A 19,697-nucleotide genomic window follows, 5' to 3' on the forward strand; every position below is an offset into this window, starting at 1 on the left:
CTCAGGCGGCTTCGGAGATCACCCGCTCGATCTGCAACGGGTAAAACCCGCTTTTCTGTGCATCCAGGATGGTCATCTCGCCGATACCGGCCGCCGAGTAGCCGATGTTCACGTTCCAGCTCAGGGTCTCGTCACGCACGATGGGATCCTTCGAGAACTCGATGAACAGGGTGTCGTCCTCTTCGTAGTAGACGATCTTCATGAACCTTCCTCCCGGCGTGTCCAGTTGACCGTGACGGTCTTGATGATGATGGCCTGATCCGTCGCCACGGCCGCACAGACGAGATGATCCGATCGTGACGTGAAGTGATGGAAGATCCAACCGTGGGATCCCGCTTTGACCTCGTACTGTCCTTCCTCGACGAGGCGTTTGACCTCGACCAGGGTGACCTGCCGCTTTGCCATCGACTCGATGGCGTGATTGGTCAACCAGACCCGTTTACCGAATCGCGCACTGCTGAAACTCTCGCTCATGGGGTGTGCTCCGCCGGTTCGGGTTCGAGCCGATCTACTGCAACCGCTGATTGCGCATCGGCTTGGCGATGGCCTCCGCGGCGCGGCGGATCCCGAGTCCGCGGGCCTTGGCGGCCATGAAGGCGGTCATGTCGATCAGCAGCGGGCGGCGGTGCAGATCATCCGGGATCGCGTCGCGCAGGTTGGCCATGACGATCTCGGGATCCTTGTCGGCCAGGAACTCCTGGATGGCGATGAACAGGGCCGCAAGCGGGGTGGCGCCCAGCTCCGTGCGGTCGGTGAGATCGCGCGGCTTGAACTCGGTGACCGCTTTGAGCCGCGCCGCATTGGGCTTGGTGCTCGCCATCACCGCCGCATCGTCGTCGACCCGAAACGCCTTGGCGAAGTTCTGGTAGTTGTCGAGCTTGGACGCCCCGGTGGTCTCCATGTCGAGCATGCGCAGATAGAAGCGCTGGATACCGCCGATGGCCTGGCAGGTCTCGCGCTCGAGTCCCTCGGGGACCAGCAAACCGTTGGCGGTCTCGGCCTCCTGCTCGACGATCTCGTCGACCACCGTGGTCTCGCCCTTGCGGCGCGGACGCAGGGCAAAGGCGGTCACGTCCTCGCCGCCGAGACTGGTGTAGCCGGTCAAGACCTTCAGCGCCGCCGCGTAGCCGGCCATTTGAAGGTCCGGCTCGTCGTTGAGGGTCGGCGCGCACGGAGAGAGCGATCTGTCAGGCGGGGCTCGCACCGTGGCGGTCTGGGAAGCGCGTCGGGCGACGCGCGGGCGCTGATCCACAGCTTGTGGACGCTATTCGCATAGCGTGCGGGTGTGCGCAAGGGGTGAATACGGCGATGACGGCAGCGCTGACCTCGCTATTTAATAGAGGCGCGATCTATAGCTCTAGGTGAATGAAAAGCCGAATGCGCGGAGGGTCCGCGGGGCGGCACGCCGGCGGGCGGATGCGTATAGGGGATGCGCGCATCTATCATTTCGGCCGGCGCGCCGTTCATTCGGGGGCGCGCCGACCTCCGGCGACGGCGCAGCGCCGGAGGTCGGCGCGGGCGCCGCCGGGCAGGCCCCCGGGGGGGCGTCGCGATGTTGCGGGCGCATGCGCAAACGCAGTCTATATGGACCGCCAGGGGGCATCGTCCCATAATCTATCTATATGGACCGCACCCCTCCGTTTCGCGCGCTATATGGACCGCGAGGGCCATCGGTCCATATAGCGCCGAGCGCGCCTCCGGCCGGATCCAGTTGTGCAACTCTCGAGACCGTTTTCTGGGAGGCCTGCTCGGGTTGTGCAACTCTCGAGACCGTTTTCTGGGAGGCCTGCTCGGGTTGTGCAACTCTCGAGACCGTTTTCTGGGAGGCCTGCTCGGGTTGTGCAACTCTCGAGACCGTTTTCTGGGAGGCCTGCTCGGGTTGTGCAACTCTCGAGACCGTTTTCTGGGAGGCCCGCTCGGGTTGTGCAACTCTCGAGACCGTTTCGGGAGCGTCAGCACGGGCTCGGCGTATTGGTACGGCCCGCATGGCGTATTCATGGGACGCCGGAGGACGTATAAGAATGGCTATTGAAACTGGAATGAAGCGAGGGGGTGTTTGCGCGGGAGCAGGGGGCGCTCGCTCCGGCGAATTTCAATAGCAACCGGGCGGCTCATCGCGTTCGGTTACGCTTTTGCGGCGGGTGCGACGTGTCGGCAGCGACCGGCGCGCACGCTCCCGCGAGGCAAGGAGAGCGGAGCGGCCCCCGGTAGGCATCAAAACAGGTCGTCGCCAAGGAGCGAGTCCGTCCGGCCGCAGGAGCCCCCGGACGGATTCACGAGCGACACACGACTCTCCGGTGATCCGCAGGTCCGAGAAGGCGACATCGCCCAAGCCGATGCCGATCGGCTTCAAACGTGCCTGCAACGACGGTAGTGTCTCGCGTGCGAGCGAGGGCGCCAATACCGAGGCCAGGCTCCAGACCAAGGTCCAAAGGCTCCCGAGGAGCAGCAGGATGAGGAGTCGGTGTGTGCGTGACTTCGACGACTGACGATGCATGGTGAGGATGTCGGCATCATGGGGCTGCCCGCGGGCGGGCGCCTTGGCGGGTGGGCAGCATACGTTACAACGGCCGAAGTATCCGCCAAGTGCGCCGGAGCGAACTATGCTCCGCCGGGGTATGGGTGAGAGACCTCCGACATTTCAACCTGCGCGGCTTCCCTTCTCCGTATCGCTGTATAGACAGTGACGCTGTCACTGTCTATACTAGCTCCCATGAACGAGACCCTGGACATCAACAGCCTGAGCCGCACCGCCGACGTCCCGGTGCGGACGATCCGCTACTACCTCGCCGAAGGGCTGCTGCCGTCGCCCAACGGTCGGGGCCCGGCGGCGAGCTACAGCCGGGAGCATCTCGATCGGCTCCGGCTGATCCGCCGCCTGCAGGATGCCCACCAGCCGCTGGCCCTGATCAAGTCGCGGCTGGCCGGACTCGATCCTGCCGGCGTGGCGCAAGCGCTCGCCGAGGTAGAGGGCGCGGTCTCCAACGAGCCGCGCTCGGCCGCCGACTATGTGCGCCGGGTGATGGCTCGGTCGAGCCAAGGCGAGACGATCCCGGAGACGCCGCCCACTCACGGGGCCGATGAGGCGGCGGCTTCCAAGACGCCGACCCGCAGTACCTGGGAGCGGATCACCCTGCATCCCGACATCGAATTACACGTGCGCCGGCCCTTGGCCCGCGCCGATCAACGCCGGCTCGAGGCATTGCTGGAACAGGCCAAGCGGCTGTTCGTCGGCAACGACTGAACCGGGACCCCGGGACACCGGCGCGCGATCAATGGCGTGCGCCGGCCGCGACACCTCAAGGAGATATCACGATGTCCGTCATCGCCGAAGACCTGTCCCGCGTGACCATCGGATCGCCGATGCAGCACGGTCGTCTGACCCTGTTCCCGCTCTTGGCCGACGGCCTGGCCGAGCCGGGCTATCGATTGCTCGATGCCGCCCTGGCCGACGACAGTGCCCGAGTGACCGAGGTCTCCGAATCGGGCTCGGTGCCGGAGCTGTGCTTCGTCAACGACGGCGATCGTCCCGTGCTGCTGCTCGATGGCGAGGAGCTGATCGGCGCCAAACAGAACCGCATCCTCAACCTGACGATCCTGGCCCCGGCTCACAAGAGCATCGTGATTCCGGTCTCCTGTGTCGAGCAGGGTCGTTGGCAGGCCCAGTCGACCGATTTCACCAGTGCGCGCCGCGCGCATTTTGCGACCGGACGTGCCCGCAAGGCGGCCGACGTCACCGGTTCAATGCGTCGGAGTGGATCGCGCGAGAGCGATCAGGGTGCGGTCTGGCGCGACATCGCCGAGAAGTCGCGGCGCTTCGGGGTCGCCTCCGCCACCGGGGCGGCGGCGGACATCTATGCGTCTCGTCGCGCGTCGCTCGAAGCCTATCGCAACGCCTTCACGCCGCAGCCGAGCCAATGCGGGGCGCTCTTTGCCGTCAACGGCCGCTTGGTCGGTCTCGATCTGTTCGACAGTCCCGTGACCCTCGCCGCGGCCCTGGGCACTCTCGTGGAAAGCTACGCACTCGATGCGCTCGATGTGGACAACGACGCCATCGCAGATCCGGCGCCGGACGCGCCGCGGGCCTGGCTCGATGCGATCGCCGCGGCCGATGTCGAGCACTTCGCGGCCCTCGGCGAGGGCGAGGACTGGCGGCTCTTCGGTCGCGGTCTGGCGGGCGGTGCGCTGGTTAAGTATGGACGTTCGGTGCATCTGTGTGTCTTTGCCGTCGATCAGGATGACGAGGACACGGCCGAGCCCGGCGAGGGCGCGGCGCGCCCCGGACGGCTCGGCCTGGAGATGGCGACCGATCGACGCCTGATCCGGCGCCTCGGGGGCAGCCGACGGTACCTGCATCTGCGTCTGCGCGTCCCGCGTACGGTCGGCACCCGGCTGCCGCTCGATCTGGCGCTGGTGCTCGACCGCTCGGGATCGATGGGCGGCGGCAAATGGGCGCAAGCCCGCACGGCGGCGCAGACGGCCATCGCGCGTCTCGGGTCCGAAGACCGGGTCGCGCTGGTGGTGTTCGACGAGCAGGTCGACACCCTGCTGCCGTTGTGTCGGGCGCACGAGGCGCAGGCCGCGGCGGCACAGGTCTTGGACGGGATCGGGCCGCGCGGCGGTACCGATCTGGCCGGGGGGTGGCTCACCGGGTGCGGGCTGATCGGGCGCACGGACACAGCCGAGCGCCTGCACCGTTGTTTCCTGCTGACCGGTGGTCATGCGAACCACGGCATCGTCGATCCCGCGGAGCTTGCACGGCATGCTGGAGCACTGCGCCAGCTCGGTGTCGTCACCGGTACCTTCGGGGTCGGCGACGACTACGACGAGGCCCTCCTCGGCGCACTGGCCGATGCCGGGGGCGGCGCCTTCCACGACATTGCCCAGGCCGAGACGATCGTGCCGGTCCTTAACCGCGAGTTGGGCGATGCGCTCGAGGTCGTCTGCGTCGCGCCGCAGATCCAGCTCGGCTGGGAGGCCGATCTGCAGGTGGAGGTGCTCGGACCTTGGCGCAGCACGTCCGGGAAACGGACCCTGACCATCCAGCCCGGCGATCTGGTCAGCGATCAGGTGCTCGATCTGCTGGTGGCGGTGCGTTTCCCCGCCGGCGCGCAAGACACCGACTGCGCGGTCCAGGTGCGGGTCAGCGACGGCGAGGCGATTTTGGCGCAGACCCGCTTCGATTGGACCTGGGTCGACAGTGCCAGACGCAAGGCACAGCCGCACGATGGTGCCGTCGAGCAGCGGGTCGGGGAGATGCTCGCGAGCCGGGCTCGCCTTGCGGCGACCACCGCCAACCGCGCGGGCGATCTCAAGCAAGCACGGGCGCATCTGCGTAAAGGCGCCGCGGCGATTCGCGACTACGGGGCGGACAATCCCGCGCTCCGGGCGTTGGCCGAGGCACTTGAGGGGGAGTGCGAGCAGCATCGCACGCGGCAGTCCCCGCGCGCCCTGAAGGAGCGCCTCTATCACGACAGGAACCGGCAGTCCGGCCGTGCCGAAGACGGCGGCAGGCTCCGTAGCGAGCCGTCGCGACCGTCGCCGCGTCTTCAGGTGCTGCCGGCCGTGGACAGCCCGGAACGCGCCGAGACGAGCGCGCGGCTGCGGGCGATCCCGCGTCAGCAGACCGCGATGTGGGGCAAGGCGACGGTGACGGCACTCGGCACCGGTCTCTATACCGATGCCGCTGGTCGCGCGGTCGATTGGCGGGGTGCCGTCCAAGCGGCCGTCGCCGCAAAGCTCAGTTTGCCGCCCGATGCGCCTTTGCCCGGTCCGCTGTCGCCGGTCTTTTCGGCCACGCGGATCCAGGTCGCCAACGAGACCACGCTGGCCGCGGCCCGGCGGCTGAGCGTGCCGGGCCGGCGGGTGCTGGCGCTGAACTTCGGCAACGGTATCGAGCCGGGCGGTGGGTTCCTCCAGGGCAACCGCGGCCAGGAGAGCGTGCTCTGCCGCTCCAGCGCGCTTCTCGCGACCCTCCAGGGGGATGCGATGTACGCGCACCACAAGACCCGATCACAGCCGGATTCCACCGACTGGGCGATCCTCTCCCCGGATGTACCGGTGTTCCGAACGGATGACGGTACGCCGCTGGAGAAGCCCTGGCTCTTGAGCGTCATCACCTGCGCGGCACCCTACGCGCCCACGCTGGGGGTCGAGGTCTCGGCGAGGCTGATGGAGAGCCGGATCCGTCGGGTGTTGGCCGTCGCGCGTGCCTTCGGGTATGAGGCGCTGGTCTTGGGGGCCTGGGGGTGCGGTACCTACGGCAATGACCCGGCGCGCATCGCCGCGATCTTCCACGCGGCACTGCGCGAGCAGGCAGGCGCCTTCGCCGAGGTCGTGTTCTCCGTGACCGACGGGTCACCGGAGCGGGGGTTCTTCGGGCCGTTCGCTGACGAGTTTGGAAGGTCGCTGCACGGCGGGGTCGGGCACCACCCCGATCTGGATGTCACCGCGGTCCGCCTGGTCGCTCTGCCGTATCTCGATTCCGAGGCACGCGCACAGCGCTGCCGCGCCGACCTTGCCGTTTCGAGGGAGTCTGCCGCCCGACTCGGACGCAGCGCACTGGAGGCCATCGAGCGAGGTGTCTATATCGACCGCGCAGGCCAACCGGTCCACTGGGGCGAGGCGGTCGCCGCGGCTGTCTCCGCCAAGCGCAGCTTGCCGCCCGATGCGGCCTTGGCACCCGCGACCGAGCCGCGCTGGAGCCAGACCGGCGTGCAGGTGGCCAACGAGACCACGCTCGTCGCAGCCAAGCGCCTGACCGAGACCGGCGAGCGGGTCCTTGCGCTGAACTTCGCCAACGGCATCGAGCCCGGCGGCGGATTCCTGCACGGCGCCCGTGCACAGGAGGAAGTACTGTGTCGTTCGAGCGCGCTGTTCGCGACTCTGCGCGGTGATCCGATGTATGAGGCCCATCGCCAACGGCCTCTACCGGACTCCACCGACTGGGCGATTCTCTCTCCGGATGTTCCGGTGTTCCGCACGGACGACGGAACGCCCCTCGATGCGCACTGGCCGCTGAGCTTCATCACCTGCGCCGCGCCCTATGCACCTGGAGTCGGCCAACCGCTGGCCGGCGATCTGCTGCTGCAGCGCATCGGGCGGGTCCTGACCATCGCTCGAGCGCACGGCTACACCGCGCTGGTGCTCGGGGCCTGGGGCTGCGGTGCATTCGGCAACGAGCCGCGCCGCACCGCGGGTGATTTCCACGACGCCTTGATGCTGCATGCCGGCGCCTTCGCGCAGGTGGTCTTCGCTGTCGCCGATTGGTCGCCGGAGCGGCGGTTTCTGGCGCCGTTCGCGGACCGGTTTCGCGGAGTGGGCTGATGCCGTTTTTGGGGTTGAGTCGCTTCTCCGAGAACTCATACGCCGTCAACGGTTCCGCGTAGTATCGTTTCCAGCTCAAGTCCGTGCCCGCTCCTCGATCCGGCGCAAGGCCGCATCGCAAACCAAGCGATAGAAGGGTGCCCAGCGCGGGATCTCGAAGGTGACGCGACAGCGCGCGGGTCCGAGCGGATCGACGCGATGCCCGGTTGCCTCGACGCCGGCGACGCTCCAAGCCCATGCGCGCTCGGGCTCCCAGCGGGTGACCTCGAACGGGAGCCAGAGTCCGACCGGGGTCTGGATCCGCCCGCGCATGCCCGGGCCGATCAGATCCGCTGGTGCCTCCACCGCGCGCACGCTCGGCCCCCAGCACGGCCACTCACGCGTGTCGGTCAAGATCCGCCAGGCAACGCCGGCGGGGGCTTCGATGATGCGGTCGACCTTGTGCACGGGGTCAGCCCTCGGCGGGTTTCTCGAACACCATGAAGTGCTGCGTGGGCAGGATGTCGAGGGCCTCGACCCAGCGCAGTCCGACGGCTTCGAGTTCGGTGATCGCCTGCGCTTGGGTCATCTTGTGCAGTGGTTTGATGGGGATCCGTGGATCCTCGCCGCGGTACTCGATCAGGAACACCCGTCCGCCCGGTCGCAGCGCGCTGCGGATGCCCCGCATCATCTCGTAGGGATAGGCGAACTCGTGATAGGCATCCACGAGCAGCACGGCATCGAGGCTCTCCGACGGCAGCTTGGGATCGTCCTCGGCGCCGAGGACCGGGGTCACGTTGGTAATCGCACGCCGCTCGATGCGCTTCTGCATGACCTCGAGCATCTCGGGTTGCACGTCGACCGCGTAGACGCGACCGGTCGGGATGGCCTCGGCGATGCGGAAGGTGAAGTACCCGGTCCCGGCGCCGATGTCGGCGACCTGCGCATCGGGCGCGAGCCCCATGCCCTCCACGACTCGGTCGGGCCGCTCCTCGACGACACGGGTTCGTCGCTCGAGCCAGGCGGCGCCTTGGTGACCCATGACCTGTGAGATCTCGCGGCCGAAATAGGTCTTGCCGATCCCGTCGCGGCTTGGTGCATGGAAGGTGTAGAGGCTATCGGTGACGGGTTCGGATTGCGCAAGCGCCGGCACGGCTGCGAGCAGGCACAAGACGACGAGGAGAAGGATTGATCTTCGGCGGCTCATCGAGGCGTTCTCCCGTTGGTGCGGGCATCCGAGTGTGGATGTAACGCCTGGACCAATGCGGGCGTTGGCCTGCGAAACTACCCCTCAGATCCGGGCGGCATAGGCGAATGATGTTGTCCGTGGCACACTCCCGGCCGCAAGGACCAACCCAGGACTGCGCAGAGCATCCGTGCTCGTCAGTCAGCCTTTTGCCATGGAATGCCCAGCGGCGCTTCTCCGAAGAACCCCGGACTCATTCCGCAGATCCGGGAACGCATGATGACCAACCTCACGCTGCATCCGAGCCTTCTCGCTCGGCTCTTTGCCCGCGGCGTCGACAAGCAGCCATTGGCCGAAATCGGCCCCGGCGCCCTGACCGTCTACGGTCGATCCGGGACCCATCGACTCCTTTACGCTCAGATCGAGGGTGTCCGTGTGGACCCCGGCCTGTTCTGGTCGACCTTGATCGTTCAGCCTCGAACGGGGGTGGAGTTGCGTCTCGCCGGCGTGCCCAAGAGCGCCGCAAAACGCTTCGTCGAGGCTTTCGCGGGGGCCGGACAGGTCTACAAAGAGTCTGTCGGTTTGCTCAAGCGCGAAGCGACCCGCGCCACCGTGGTTGCCGAGTGGGTCCAACGCGCGGAGGCCGGCGAGTTCTGGGTTGCCCACCATCGCGTCGCACGCGCGAAGTCGGACACGGCGATCCTGGCACCCGTGCTGCGCATTCCTGCTGAAGAGATCACCTCGAGTTCGGGACTCGTAGAGGCGTTGAGTATCCTGCAGGACTTTGCGAGCGACCCATCGGGTTTCAGAGTCCGGGCGAACCAGACCTTTGTCGATGCGGAGCTGAAACGCTACGACGGTTACTTCAACACGGTCGAGTCGAGACCTCTGACCCGCGCGCAGCGACGGGCGGTGGTCGTCCACGAGGACAACACCCGTGTCATCGCAGGCGCCGGCTCGGGCAAGACCAGCGTCATGGTCGCCAAGGCCGGATACCTCCTCCATAAGGAGCTGTGCAAGCCTCGCGAGTTGCTGTTGCTGGCCTTCAACCGGGACGCGGCCGAAGAGCTGAGAACACGCCTCAAGGAACGCTTCGGCCTCGACCTGCGGGTCAGCACCTTCCACGCCTTGGGTCTCGACATCATTGCCCGCGCCACCGGCGCGAAACCGTCGTTGGCGTCCTGGGCCGGCAACGAACGTGAGTTTACGGAGCATCTGCAATCGCTGCTGACCGAGACGATCTGCGACCCGGCAACCTCGGATGCAGCCCGCGCCTACGCGCAGAGTCACTTTGCGCCGTACCACAGCCCGTTCGAGTTCAAGAGCGAAGGCGAGTACTACGATTACCTCAGATCCGTCGACATGGTGAGCCTCAACGGCGAGACGGTGAAGAGTTTCGAGGAAGCGGAGATCGCGAATTTCCTGTGCTTGGCGGGCGTCCCTTACCTCTACGAGGCGGATTACAAGCATCCGACCGCGGATGCGGAACATCGCCAGTACATGCCTGATTTCTATCTGACCGACGCGGATCTATACATCGAGCACTTCGGAATCGCGAGGGATTGGTCGACCGCGCCTTATGTCGATCGGGCCGAGTATCACGCGGGCATCGATTGGAAACGCGAGCTCCACCGCAAGCACGGCACCCGCCTGATCGAGACCTACAGCTACCAGAAGAGCGAGGGGACGCTCCTGACCGAGTTGGAGCGGCAGCTACGCGCCGCTGGCGTCGTGTTCAATCCGATCTCGTCGGAGCAGGCGCTGGAGCGGCTCAATTCGGGGCATCGCATCGGGGTGATGACCAAACTCGCCGCCACCTTTCTCAACCACTTCAAAGGGGGCGGCTACCGGCTCGATGATCTGCGCCTTAAGGCTCGCCGACAAGGCGACAAGAATCAACGGGTCGCGGCCTTCCTGGATCTGTTCGAGGCGGTCTACAATCGCTACGAGCGCCGCTTGCGAGCAACGAACGAGATCGACTTCAACGACATGATCCTGCGCGCGGCGGATCACGTCGCCTCGGGTCGTTACCGGTCCGAGTACCGGTGCATCCTGGTCGACGAGTTCCAGGACATCTCGGCGGGTCGTGCGAAGCTGATCAAGGCACTCAAGGATCAGGGTCAGGGCCACCGGCTCTTCTGCGTGGGCGATGACTGGCAGGCGATCTACCGCTTCGCCGGCAGCGACATTGCCTTGATGCGCGACTTCGAGGAGCATTTCGGTCCATCGGAGACTGTGCCCCTCGACCGCACCTTCCGGTGCAACGCCGGCATCAACGCGGTGGCGACCCGCTTCGTGCTCGCCAATCCGGCGCAGATCAAAAAGACCGTCGCCGCCGAAAGGCCCTCGACCGGCGCCAGTGTCCTGGTTCATCGCTCGGGGGAGAACGGCATCGATCCGGTCGGCGACGCGTTTTCGGAGATCGCGCGACGGGCCGATGGAGCGAAACGCAGCGTCTTGCTTCTCGGGCGCTACGGTTTCCAGAGCGACGGTCTGCCTTTGAGTACGATCGGACGCGCTTATCCGAACCTCTCCGCGTCGTTCAAAACCGCTCATGGCGCGAAGGGACTGGAAGCCGATCATGTCATCGTGCTGGGCATGCAGGCCGGACGGTATGGATTTCCGTCGCAGATTGCCGACGACCCCCTGCTTGGATTGGTGCTGGCGGCGCCCGAAGAGGCGCCTCATGCCGAAGAGCGGCGTCTGTTCTATGTGGCCCTGACGCGAGCCCGGCACTCGGTTCACCTGATCGTCGACGAAGGGCTTCCGTCGGTCTTCGTCTCGGAGATCCAGGCCTTCGGGGTCGACGTCGAGACGCGCGGCGGGGCTTCGGTCGCCCCCGTGAAGTGCCGCCAATGCAAGACCGGGATCATGCTGCTGCGCAGCGGCCCATCCGGCAACTTCTACGGATGCTCGCACTATCCACGGTGCACACGAACGGAACAGGCTTGCCGACGCTGTCAAAGGGGGTTTCTCCTGCCCGATCCCTACGGGGAGCTGCATACCTGCAACAATGCGCTCTGTGGTTACAGCGAGCGGTCTTGTCCACGCTGCGGGACCGGACGTCTGGTCGAGAGGAGTGGGAAGAAGGGCCCCTTCCTGGGCTGCACCAACTACTACGGGAGCGATTGCAAGTACACGGAGGATTTGTAGGTCACCGACCCATCGTGGTTCTCGATCGGGAGACAACCATCATTTCAGTCATCATCATGGTCAGGCCATCGATGGGCATGGCCCGCGACCTTCATTTTTAGAGGAGACCGGTATCCATGAAGAATCAACCTATCGTCGGCGCAGTCCTCATGCTCCTCGTCATGGTTGGTGTGGGCGGTGAGCTCAGTGCAGACGATCAGCTCGATCCCGAGCGCGTGAGGTTCCTCGAGGACGCACTGGGGGGCGAATCCATCTCCGCCTATTGGCTTCCGGACAGCACTACTCCGGCGCGGGCGACCGAAGCCATCGGGGTTCTGTACCGGGAGATCGAAGGGGCGGCCGGCAACGTCACGATCGAGATGGGCCATTTCAGCCGTTCGGGGGCGGACTATCGTCTGGCGGGGCGCGTGCGTGATGTCTACGGGATGGAGCCGCGCGACGTTGCGTTTCTGCCGGACCGCATCGAGCTGACGACGACTATGCCAAAACCAGACGATCCGCGTTGCTGCCCGACGGGGACGGCGCGCTGGTCGATCGGCCGCGCATCCTTGGAAGGCACGCGTCTGCGTTAGGTGGGCGATATGGCCGAGCAATTCACCGAGAAACAGGGCCAGTACCTGGCCTTCATCTACAACTACTCGGTGATGTTCGGCCAAGCTCCGGCTGAGGCCGATCTGCAGCGTTTCTTCGGGACTTCACCTCCCACCATCCATCAGATGCTCGTGACACTCTCGGAGAAGGGGTTGATCAGCCGCACGCCGGGGAAGGCGCGCTCCTTCCAGCTCTTGATCGACCCGAAGGAGATCCCGATGCTTGTGCGGCCGAATGCGGCGAGGGCTTGAGAAAGATGCGGATTGGTGATTCGCACATCTATCTGGCTGCTGGTTTTTTTTTCACGATACGACCTCGGCTGATAGGTGGGGGAAAAATTGCGGAGTCGATCCAGAGCCATTAGTGACATCGTACAAGTGAGTGCCCGCTATGCTGATGTCAGCAGACGTCGAGACTGGGCTGGTCGGTCCATGCAATCGAAAGGAAAAACCGGCCCCTGGACCCGGAGCCGGTTCGGCTCGGTGACGCACTCACGCCATGAGCAGTCGCTAGGATTAGGCGGCTCAGGCACAGCGTAGATCTCTTCCGCAAGCACATACCACGAGACACTTCGGGTCTCCTGCGTCCTTGAGCTGCCCGTCACATTTTTTGTGATGCAGACGCGCGATCCTAACCACTTGGGGGCGAGTCAGAGTTGAGTTTGACAGCCTGCGGGTGACTAATCGAATTGGTCTGAAGTAAGCAGGTCCCTCAAAACCTATAAGCGGCATTTGACCTCTTTACAGAACAAGTTGACATACCACTGCTATTTCACCATGAGTTGATGATTGCTGCCGTACTGAATTTAAAAAGCAGCACCGGGATTCGCTATTCGCAGGAGTGAGAAATGGAATCTAACGTGTTCGGACCCGCAGCCCTCCTAACCCTCCAAGAGATTGCCGCTTGGCAAGTCGCATACCCCCCAGCAAAGCGCGGCAAGATCGTTGCCGCACTGCCTGCGTTGCAGCGAGGGGCTGTCTGGAACGTGAAGCAGATCGAGGATCTCTGGGACTCACTGTTGCGTCGATTCCCAATCGGCTCATTTGTCATTACGCAGCCCGACAACCGATTGAAACAGAAAGATTATAAGCTTCCGCCCGGTGCGGAAATGGCGCAAGATCACACCCATCTCTTGCTGGACGGTCAACAGCGAGCGACCGGCATTGCACTTGGCTTCTTTGACATCTGGCAGCACCCAATCGCCGAAGCGCCGAGCGCACTGTGGCTCGATTTGGCTGCACCGCCGGAAAACAGCGACTCGGCGCATGTCTTTCGTGTAGTCACGCGATCCCATCCGTGGGGGTACAAGCGCACCAATCCAAGTGACACGCTCGCTGCCAGTCAGATTCGTGCGGCGCTATGGGCCTTCCAGAACGTTAATGATGGGATGGGGAGCGCTAGGCCGGCCGAATTCACACTCACGCAGACCTGGCCTTGGGATGCAGAGGCACCAGTGCCCGTCGCTCTGCTCATTGAAGCCGTAGTCGCATTTCCCGGTGACCTTCAGGGGGCACGCACTCACGCATGGACGCGTGTGAAAAGGCTGCCGATGCTTTTGGGCACAATTGATGATTCGAGCAGTGAAGACGCAGGTAAAGTCGAAAACGATGCGCGCATAGGTCTCAAGAGGCAGCGCGCAGGGGTGCACGAGGCATTCAGCAGGGATGATTCGCAACTTAGTGCCTCGCTTGATAATGCCTTAACGCGATTGGGAGGTCTAATTGCACCAGAAACGAACTGCTTGGTGCCAGCGTTGCCGTTGACCCTTGCGGAAGTGCCCGAGAAGCCTAATCCCGGCGAGATTGGCCACGGCACATTGAGTCCGGCTGGCGATACGCCTGCACGCGATCCGATCGAACTCCTATTCGTGCGTATTAACAGCGCTGGTGAACCACTTGGCGGTGAGGAACTTACATACTCTTTACTCAAGGCCGCATGGCCAGACGCTGCAAAATTCATCGACAACCTAAAGCATAAGCCCGCGCAGGCGTCTCGTATCGCGACGCTTTGCACGAGACTGATTCTGGCTCGTCAGCAGATACCTACAGATGGTCAAAAGAGGCCGTCGATGCCATCTATCCCTGGTATCAATGAGTTTCGGCGGCTGGTGCGCGATCAGAATCCAGCACATCCAAATTTCTATTCAGACCTCACAAAGTTCATCGAGCAGGATGCCGATGTATTATTTACGGAGACATGGAAGTTTCTGACGGAGCGAGAATTTGCCTTGCTGCCGGTGTTGGCAGTGGATCTGGCGCGAAAGGCGTCTGACGTCTATTTTTTGTTGTTGCGCTGGATGGACCGGCTTCGAGATGTGGGGGTTACTGACAAAATCAGCGAAACGATCCATCGACGTACCCTTGGATTTCTCACTGCGTTAGCTTGGTTCGCCCCGGATAGGGCTCGATCCTGCTCGGCGATCTGGGCGGAATTGCAGGCGGAAACTGAGCCTAATAGAATTATTAACTATTTCAATAAAAAGCGCTTCAGTGAAGCTTGTCGATTGGATAATCGCTTGAATATGCGCATGGTCCCTCTGCCGTCAGTGGACGATCTTAAGTTGGCCTGCGATCGGGGCGTGACTGGTCATAAGGGATGCACAAAGACCATCAGTAGCAGCGACAGCGCCATCTGGACGGCGTGGGATTGGTACGAATTTACAGATTTTCTGGTTAAAGATTCAGAGGCAAGGAATAGGTGGGCTAAGGTGCTAATGCCCCAAGAACATGCGGAAGATGAAGAAAAGCCTGACCTGTCCGCATTGACGCTGCAAGCCGTCCGCTACTTTCTCGATACGTTGTATGACTCGCGCTCAGTGCTGCTCTATGCACAGCGCAAGTGGCTGAGAACATGGTATCCAGACTTTGACCCGTCACAACCAGACTTCATGGAGGATAAAGATCGGCCTTGGGACTACGACCACATCTTGCCACAAAGTTTTTTGCGGGGTAGCAACGGAGGGGTACTTCATAACCTCCCGAGCGTAATCAGAGATTGGGTCTTGTCGATTGGAAATTTGCGTGCTTGGCCATTGGAAGCGAATCGTTCAGATAGCGATACTAGCCCCAGTCAAAAACTTTCTGAGGTGTCTCAGGAAGAAGATCGCTATGGGATGAGAGTAGCTAGCGAAATAAGATCCGCCTCCTTCGTTGAAGAAACGAAACAGTGGTCAAAGTGGGAGAAAAGTGTTCCGATAGGCAACGACAACCGCGTTGAGCAACGGCGTTACTTGGTAATGGGGGAGTATCGCGATTATCACAAAGCCGTGGTCATGGCCATCGTGATGCGGTTCGTCGCATTATACGGCGAATGGTATCAGGAACTGGAGATCGACAAGTTGCAGTAGACTGACAGCACTCGACCGGGTGCTGTATGCCGATTTAGGGGAACGGCGGGTTGGAGCCCCTCGCCAAATCTAACGCGACTGTAAGCAAGGCGTGTTTTGCTGCCGTAAGGGCGACTCGGCTGAGCGTTGGGATTCAGCCGAGTTCTTGCTGATAGCCTCCAGACTTGATGGACCAGTCATGAGCAAATCCGGCACTGGGCGCGGTGGCTTGACTGGCGGCAATCCGCGTTTTCAGGTCCCACTCGCCTGGCCCCGACGACTCATGCGGGTGTCCGGACATCCCTGGAACCGCGTGTGTCGCCGATCCCATCGCGACAACAGCGTTCAACCACCGCTCCCCTTCCCTCCCCTCCCGCCGATCCCCGGTGATCCAGGTCTCGATCACCGCGAGCGCCGGCACCGCCTCAACCAGCGCCGCGAGCCCCATCTCGTCCAGATCCGTAAACCGCCGCCCCCCATGCTCGCGCTCCCCCGCCCCGTACTTGAACGAGGCATACAGCACTCCGCCAGCCTTGAGCGCCCGCCCGAGACGCCCGAGCACCTCCGGCAGCTCCACCATCGGTATATGCAGCAGGCTCGCGCAGGCCCAAATCCCATCGAATGCGTCCTCCCAGTCGATCTCCTGGAAGCGCCGCACCTCGACCGGTAAGCCGCAGTGCTCGGAGGCCAACAGCGCCAACGCGGGTGATGCCTCGAACGCAGTCACCGCATAGCCGAGCCGCCGAAACGCCAGCGCATCGCGCCCCGACCCACAGCCCGCGTCGAGGATATGTCCGCCTGGCGTGACGCGGGCGAGGAACCGGGCGTACAACGGGGCCATGTCGACGTCGACGGTTTCGGCGAAGAAGCTCTTGGCCTGGTCTTCGTAGTAGGCGAGGGTCGGGTCATCCGTGAGCATGCTCGTCATGGCTCTTGCCCTAGATCGGGATCACTTCGGCGAGCGTGTCCCGCAGCTTGGCGGTCTTGAGCCTGGGTGTGGGCAGCAGGGCGATCCGTGCGCCGCGATTGGAGAGCATCCCGGCGGGCAGTCCGGCCAGAGCCTCAATGTCGGCGGGCGCCAGTCGCAGCTCCGCGAGCAGGCGCTCGACGCCGAAGCCGCCCTGCGTCAGCAGCAAGCGGATGGAGCGCTCCATCAGGCGGGGCTGCTCGATCGGCAGCACCTCGTCGTCGGGCTCGCCGCGAACCCAGCCGCGTGCGCTGCTGGATTTGAACATGCGCCCGGCGTGCGTCTCGGAGATCAGCCCCAGATCCTTGCAGCGATAGATCATGGCGCCGATGGAGGTCTTCCAGCGCGGCTTCAGAACGCGGAAGGCGTCCAGGGAGGCCTCCGGCAGCTCGTCGGTGAAGCCGTCGGCGGGCATCAGGAAGGCGCCGGCGAAGCGATGGGCCTGGTTCTCCAGCGCCTTGAACTCGTCGCGGTGCGTCAGCGCGGTCGGGTCGACGTGGCGATGCAGGACCAGGTGGCCGAGCTCGTGGGCGGCGTCGAAGCGCGAGCGCACCGCGGTGCGCTTGTCCGAGGCGATCAGCACGTAGGGACGGTCGTCGGCGCGCGACCAGTGCGAGACGCCGTCGATGGACGGCGCCCCGAAGAGGCAGCGGCCGCAGACGATGCCGGCGTTCTCCAGGACCAGCAGCATGTCCGGGATCGGCGCTCGGCCCAGACCCCAGTGCGCGCGCACACGAAAGGCAGCCTCCTCGATGTCGCACTCGCGCAGCAGGCGGAAATCGTCCGCGCCGAGGTCCGGGACGTCCGGCGCCGGCAGGTCCACCCACTCCTGCAGGGCGTGGCCGATGTGTTGCAGCCACAGCAGGTGCTGTTCGATCCGCTCGCGCGCCCGCTTGGTGGCGTTGGCCATGGAACGGAAGAAGCGCGGGCGCGTGCCGGGCTCGAACGGGGTGTCGAGAAAATAGTCCCGGGGCACGCGCAGCACCTCGGCCAGGGCGGCGAGCGCGGCGGGGTCGGGTGTCTGCTGTCCGCTCTCCCACTTGCTGAGGGTCGGCGCCGAGCGCTGTACCGCCTCGCCCAGGGCGATGCGCGTCAGACCGCGGGCGAGACGCGCGCGGGTCAGTTGGAGGGCCTGAAAGCCCGGGGTGCGTGCGGTCATGATCGTCGCTCTGTCGTCCGCCTCAGCCCTGACCCGTGGTCCCGCGTCGGTCGCGGTTCCGCTTGAGGACGGGCCTGGCCTGGTCGAGCACGCGTCCCGTGCGGTCGGCATAGGCGGCATAGATCTGGTCGAGCGGCTTGAGCAGATGCCAGCCCCTCAGATCACGCGTCGGCACGCCGAAGCCGATCCGCGTCGGCACGGTTTCGTCCTGTTCGGTTCCGGGGCGTGCGTACTGCACCACGACGACCGCGAGGATGCCGGATTCGGCGGGCTCGTCCCACAGGGTGAGCTGCTCGCCGTCGCCGGGGTTGTGGCACGCCAGCTCCAGCTTGTACTCCTTGTCCTCGATCGGATCGCCCCAGTGGTCGGCCTTGGCGTGCGAGATCAGTACCGGCCCGCTCGTCACCAGGATCTCGGCGTGGGTGTTGACCATCACGAAGCGATGGCTCAGGCCGACGTCCTCCGCACTCAGGCGCAGCGCTTCGCCGCGCTCGAAATAGCGGGTGGTGCCCAGACGCATGCGGTGCGCCGGCAGGTGCGGCGGGGTGCGCAATGCCTGGCGGTGGGCGATGGCGGCGCCGTCGTTCATCCGCTCCTCGAGGCTGCGGAAGAAGGTCTCGGGGATCGCCGGGAGGATGGTATCGAGTAGATCGGTCATGCGTGGTTTCCCGAGGGACGGTGGAGTTTTCGTGGAGGCGGATTGTAACCTGGAATCGTTTCGCGAAAGGGACTGCCCGATGCTGCTCAGCCACTGCGAACCTCGTTCCACGTGGGCCGGATTCCGGTGTACCGCCCCCCATGCCGGTCACGATGCCGTCTGATCCTTGGGGTAAGGATTGCGCGCTTCGGCCCAGAGTCGTACCTCGCCATCGACGAGTCTGATCTTGTAGTCGCCGATCACTCGGTCGTCCGCCGCGAAGCGGCGTGATCGTTTGCGCTCGACCAATGTCTTGACGAGGATCACCGAGGCAGGGCTCGAGCGTGTCGGATCAAGCAAGGCGTCGAGGAAATCGGTCCTGCCGACGAAATCGGCGAAGACCACGGCATTCCAGGTCGTCCAGCAGGCCCTGATCAGGGTCTCGCTTTCGGGGTCTTCCGGCGACAGGCCCATCGGATTGAGGGTGGGGGTCACAAACGCCAGGAAGGTGGCGGAGATCTTCTTCTGTTTGGTGTTTTTCGCTTGAGTAGGGACATGGGTGTCGGATGTCGGATCACGTCGGGATAGAGTAGACAGGACTCGGCATCGCCCTCCGTCGCGACGCTCTCGGGTGGCGAGCGCCGAACTCGGTTACCGATGGATCGCGGCAGTATCGCGCAGGAGCGCGGAGCTTGCAGCACCGCGGGCGCCTTTCATCCCCGGCATCAGACGAGGAGATTTCCGAAATCCTCGCCGAAATCTTGAAAGACCCGGCATAGACCTGACCGGCTGACGTTTACCCTATACCAGGCGACAGGAAGAAGGGTAGAAGAGTGTCGAGAATAAGGTGATTTCCGGGAATAGTCAGCGCGACAGCGACTGCCTGGAAGGCATCGAGTCCCTGATGCCGTCAGTCTTGAGTATCTGAAGCATCCGGTGCTCGGGCTGCGGTTGGTTGACATCAGACGGTGGGATCATCCGCATGAACATTGGACAGAACACGCTGAATTGGCTGCGCACCGAGCTGTTCCAGGTCGAGGAGGCATGGTCGGAGGAGACCCCGCGCGGGTTCCGCTGGTGGCCGCATCGGCAGGCGCAGACGCTGGAGGTCATCGGCCGAGAGGCCGGGCCGGACGGCGCGCCGGCGGCTCTGGTGCTGGTGCGCACCGAGCTGCTGCGCGACCTGGATCTTGGCGAGGAGGTCTTGGCGGTGCTCCAGGCGGTCACGCTACGCACGGCGGGGATGGCCGCCCCGGTCTATGACCCGGCGCGCCGCACCCTGGACCTCTGCACGCTCGTGCGGGTGAACACGGACAACAACGGCTGGATGCGGCGTCTGATCGGCCTGGCCGCCATGCTGCAGATCCGTGATGC

General features: G+C 64.2%; 16 protein-coding genes. 7 read left to right on the forward strand and 9 right to left on the reverse strand.

Annotated elements, in window-relative coordinates; translation table 11 throughout:
• Position 1: 1 nt before the first annotated feature.
• From BDD21_RS27220 to BDD21_RS27230, 3 genes are read right to left on the reverse strand one after another with little or no spacing between them, the layout of a single operon-like run.
• Entirely contained in the window at positions 2-202 is a 201-nt protein-coding gene (locus tag BDD21_RS27220; protein ID WP_120800283.1) for a DUF2283 domain-containing protein, read from the reverse strand.
• A complete protein-coding gene (locus BDD21_RS27225) occupies positions 199-474 on the reverse strand; it encodes a DUF4258 domain-containing protein (RefSeq protein ID WP_120800319.1) in 276 nt (91 codons plus the stop codon). The genes BDD21_RS27220 and BDD21_RS27225 overlap by 4 nt, the downstream gene beginning before the upstream one ends.
• 34 nt (positions 475-508) lie before the next feature.
• A complete protein-coding gene (locus tag BDD21_RS27230; protein ID WP_245970048.1) occupies positions 509-1,135 on the reverse strand; it encodes a hypothetical protein in 627 nt (208 codons plus the stop codon).
• Between the two features lie 1,578 nt (positions 1,136-2,713).
• On the opposite strand from BDD21_RS27230, the gene BDD21_RS27240 reads away from it, so the two are divergent.
• Both BDD21_RS27240 and BDD21_RS27245 read left to right on the forward strand, forming a co-directional pair.
• Complete coding sequence (locus BDD21_RS27240; protein ID WP_120800321.1) at positions 2,714-3,244, forward strand: MerR family transcriptional regulator; 531 nt, start codon at positions 2,714-2,716, stop codon at positions 3,242-3,244.
• 71 nt (positions 3,245-3,315) lie between these two features.
• On the forward strand, positions 3,316-7,326 hold the full coding sequence (locus tag BDD21_RS27245) for a TIGR02452 family protein (protein ID WP_245970049.1): 4,011 nt from the start codon (positions 3,316-3,318) through the stop codon (positions 7,324-7,326).
• A gap of 75 nt (positions 7,327-7,401) precedes the next feature.
• On the opposite strand, the gene BDD21_RS27250 is transcribed toward BDD21_RS27245, so the two are convergent.
• Both BDD21_RS27250 and BDD21_RS27255 read right to left on the reverse strand, forming a co-directional pair.
• Positions 7,402-7,773: an SRPBCC family protein gene (locus BDD21_RS27250; RefSeq protein ID WP_120800322.1), complete on the reverse strand. Its 372-nt coding sequence runs from the start codon at positions 7,771-7,773 to the stop codon at positions 7,402-7,404.
• A 4-nt stretch (positions 7,774-7,777) separates the two neighbouring features.
• Positions 7,778-8,512 (reverse strand): class I SAM-dependent methyltransferase, encoded by a 735-nt coding sequence (locus BDD21_RS27255; protein ID WP_120800323.1) that lies wholly within the window; start codon positions 8,510-8,512, stop codon positions 7,778-7,780.
• A gap of 255 nt (positions 8,513-8,767) precedes the next feature.
• On the opposite strand from BDD21_RS27255, the gene BDD21_RS27260 reads away from it, so the two are divergent.
• The 4 genes from BDD21_RS27260 to BDD21_RS27275 all read left to right on the forward strand — a co-directional run bounded on the left by BDD21_RS27260 (position 8,768) and on the right by BDD21_RS27275 (position 15,581).
• On the forward strand, positions 8,768-11,644 hold the full coding sequence (locus tag BDD21_RS27260) for a UvrD-helicase domain-containing protein (protein WP_211335244.1): 2,877 nt from the start codon (positions 8,768-8,770) through the stop codon (positions 11,642-11,644).
• A 116-nt stretch (positions 11,645-11,760) separates the two neighbouring features.
• Positions 11,761-12,216, forward strand: a complete 456-nt coding sequence (locus BDD21_RS27265; RefSeq protein ID WP_120800325.1) for a hypothetical protein — start codon at positions 11,761-11,763, stop codon at positions 12,214-12,216.
• Positions 12,217-12,225: 9 nt separating this feature from the next.
• Positions 12,226-12,486, forward strand: coding sequence for a LexA family protein (locus tag BDD21_RS27270; RefSeq protein WP_120800326.1), 261 nt, complete (start codon positions 12,226-12,228; stop codon positions 12,484-12,486).
• 596 nt (positions 12,487-13,082) lie between these two features.
• Positions 13,083-15,581: a DUF262 domain-containing protein gene (locus BDD21_RS27275; RefSeq protein WP_120800327.1), complete on the forward strand. Its 2,499-nt coding sequence runs from the start codon at positions 13,083-13,085 to the stop codon at positions 15,579-15,581.
• Between the two features lie 133 nt (positions 15,582-15,714).
• Here the strand turns inward: BDD21_RS27275 and BDD21_RS27280 are convergent, their stop codons facing one another.
• The 4 genes from BDD21_RS27280 to BDD21_RS27295 all read right to left on the reverse strand — a co-directional run bounded on the left by BDD21_RS27280 (position 15,715) and on the right by BDD21_RS27295 (position 18,818).
• Positions 15,715-16,488: a class I SAM-dependent methyltransferase gene (locus tag BDD21_RS27280; RefSeq protein WP_120800328.1), complete on the reverse strand. Its 774-nt coding sequence runs from the start codon at positions 16,486-16,488 to the stop codon at positions 15,715-15,717.
• A gap of 10 nt (positions 16,489-16,498) precedes the next feature.
• Positions 16,499-17,686 (reverse strand): helix-turn-helix domain-containing protein, encoded by a 1,188-nt coding sequence (locus BDD21_RS27285; protein ID WP_170164982.1) that lies wholly within the window; start codon positions 17,684-17,686, stop codon positions 16,499-16,501.
• A gap of 22 nt (positions 17,687-17,708) precedes the next feature.
• Positions 17,709-18,344, reverse strand: a complete 636-nt coding sequence (locus BDD21_RS27290) for a hypothetical protein (RefSeq protein WP_120800330.1) — start codon at positions 18,342-18,344, stop codon at positions 17,709-17,711.
• 147 nt (positions 18,345-18,491) lie between these two features.
• Positions 18,492-18,818 carry a hypothetical protein gene (locus BDD21_RS27295; protein WP_147431125.1) on the reverse strand — a complete coding sequence of 109 codons (327 nt, stop codon included), beginning with the start codon at positions 18,816-18,818 and terminating at the stop codon, positions 18,492-18,494.
• A 487-nt stretch (positions 18,819-19,305) separates the two neighbouring features.
• On the opposite strand from BDD21_RS27295, the gene BDD21_RS27300 reads away from it, so the two are divergent.
• Positions 19,306-19,697: hypothetical protein (locus BDD21_RS27300; RefSeq protein ID WP_147431256.1), on the forward strand; the 392-nt coding region annotated here is incomplete at its 3' end.

It is taken from the genome of Thiocapsa rosea (assembly GCF_003634315.1).
GTDB lineage: Bacteria > Pseudomonadota > Gammaproteobacteria > Chromatiales > Chromatiaceae > Thiocapsa > Thiocapsa rosea.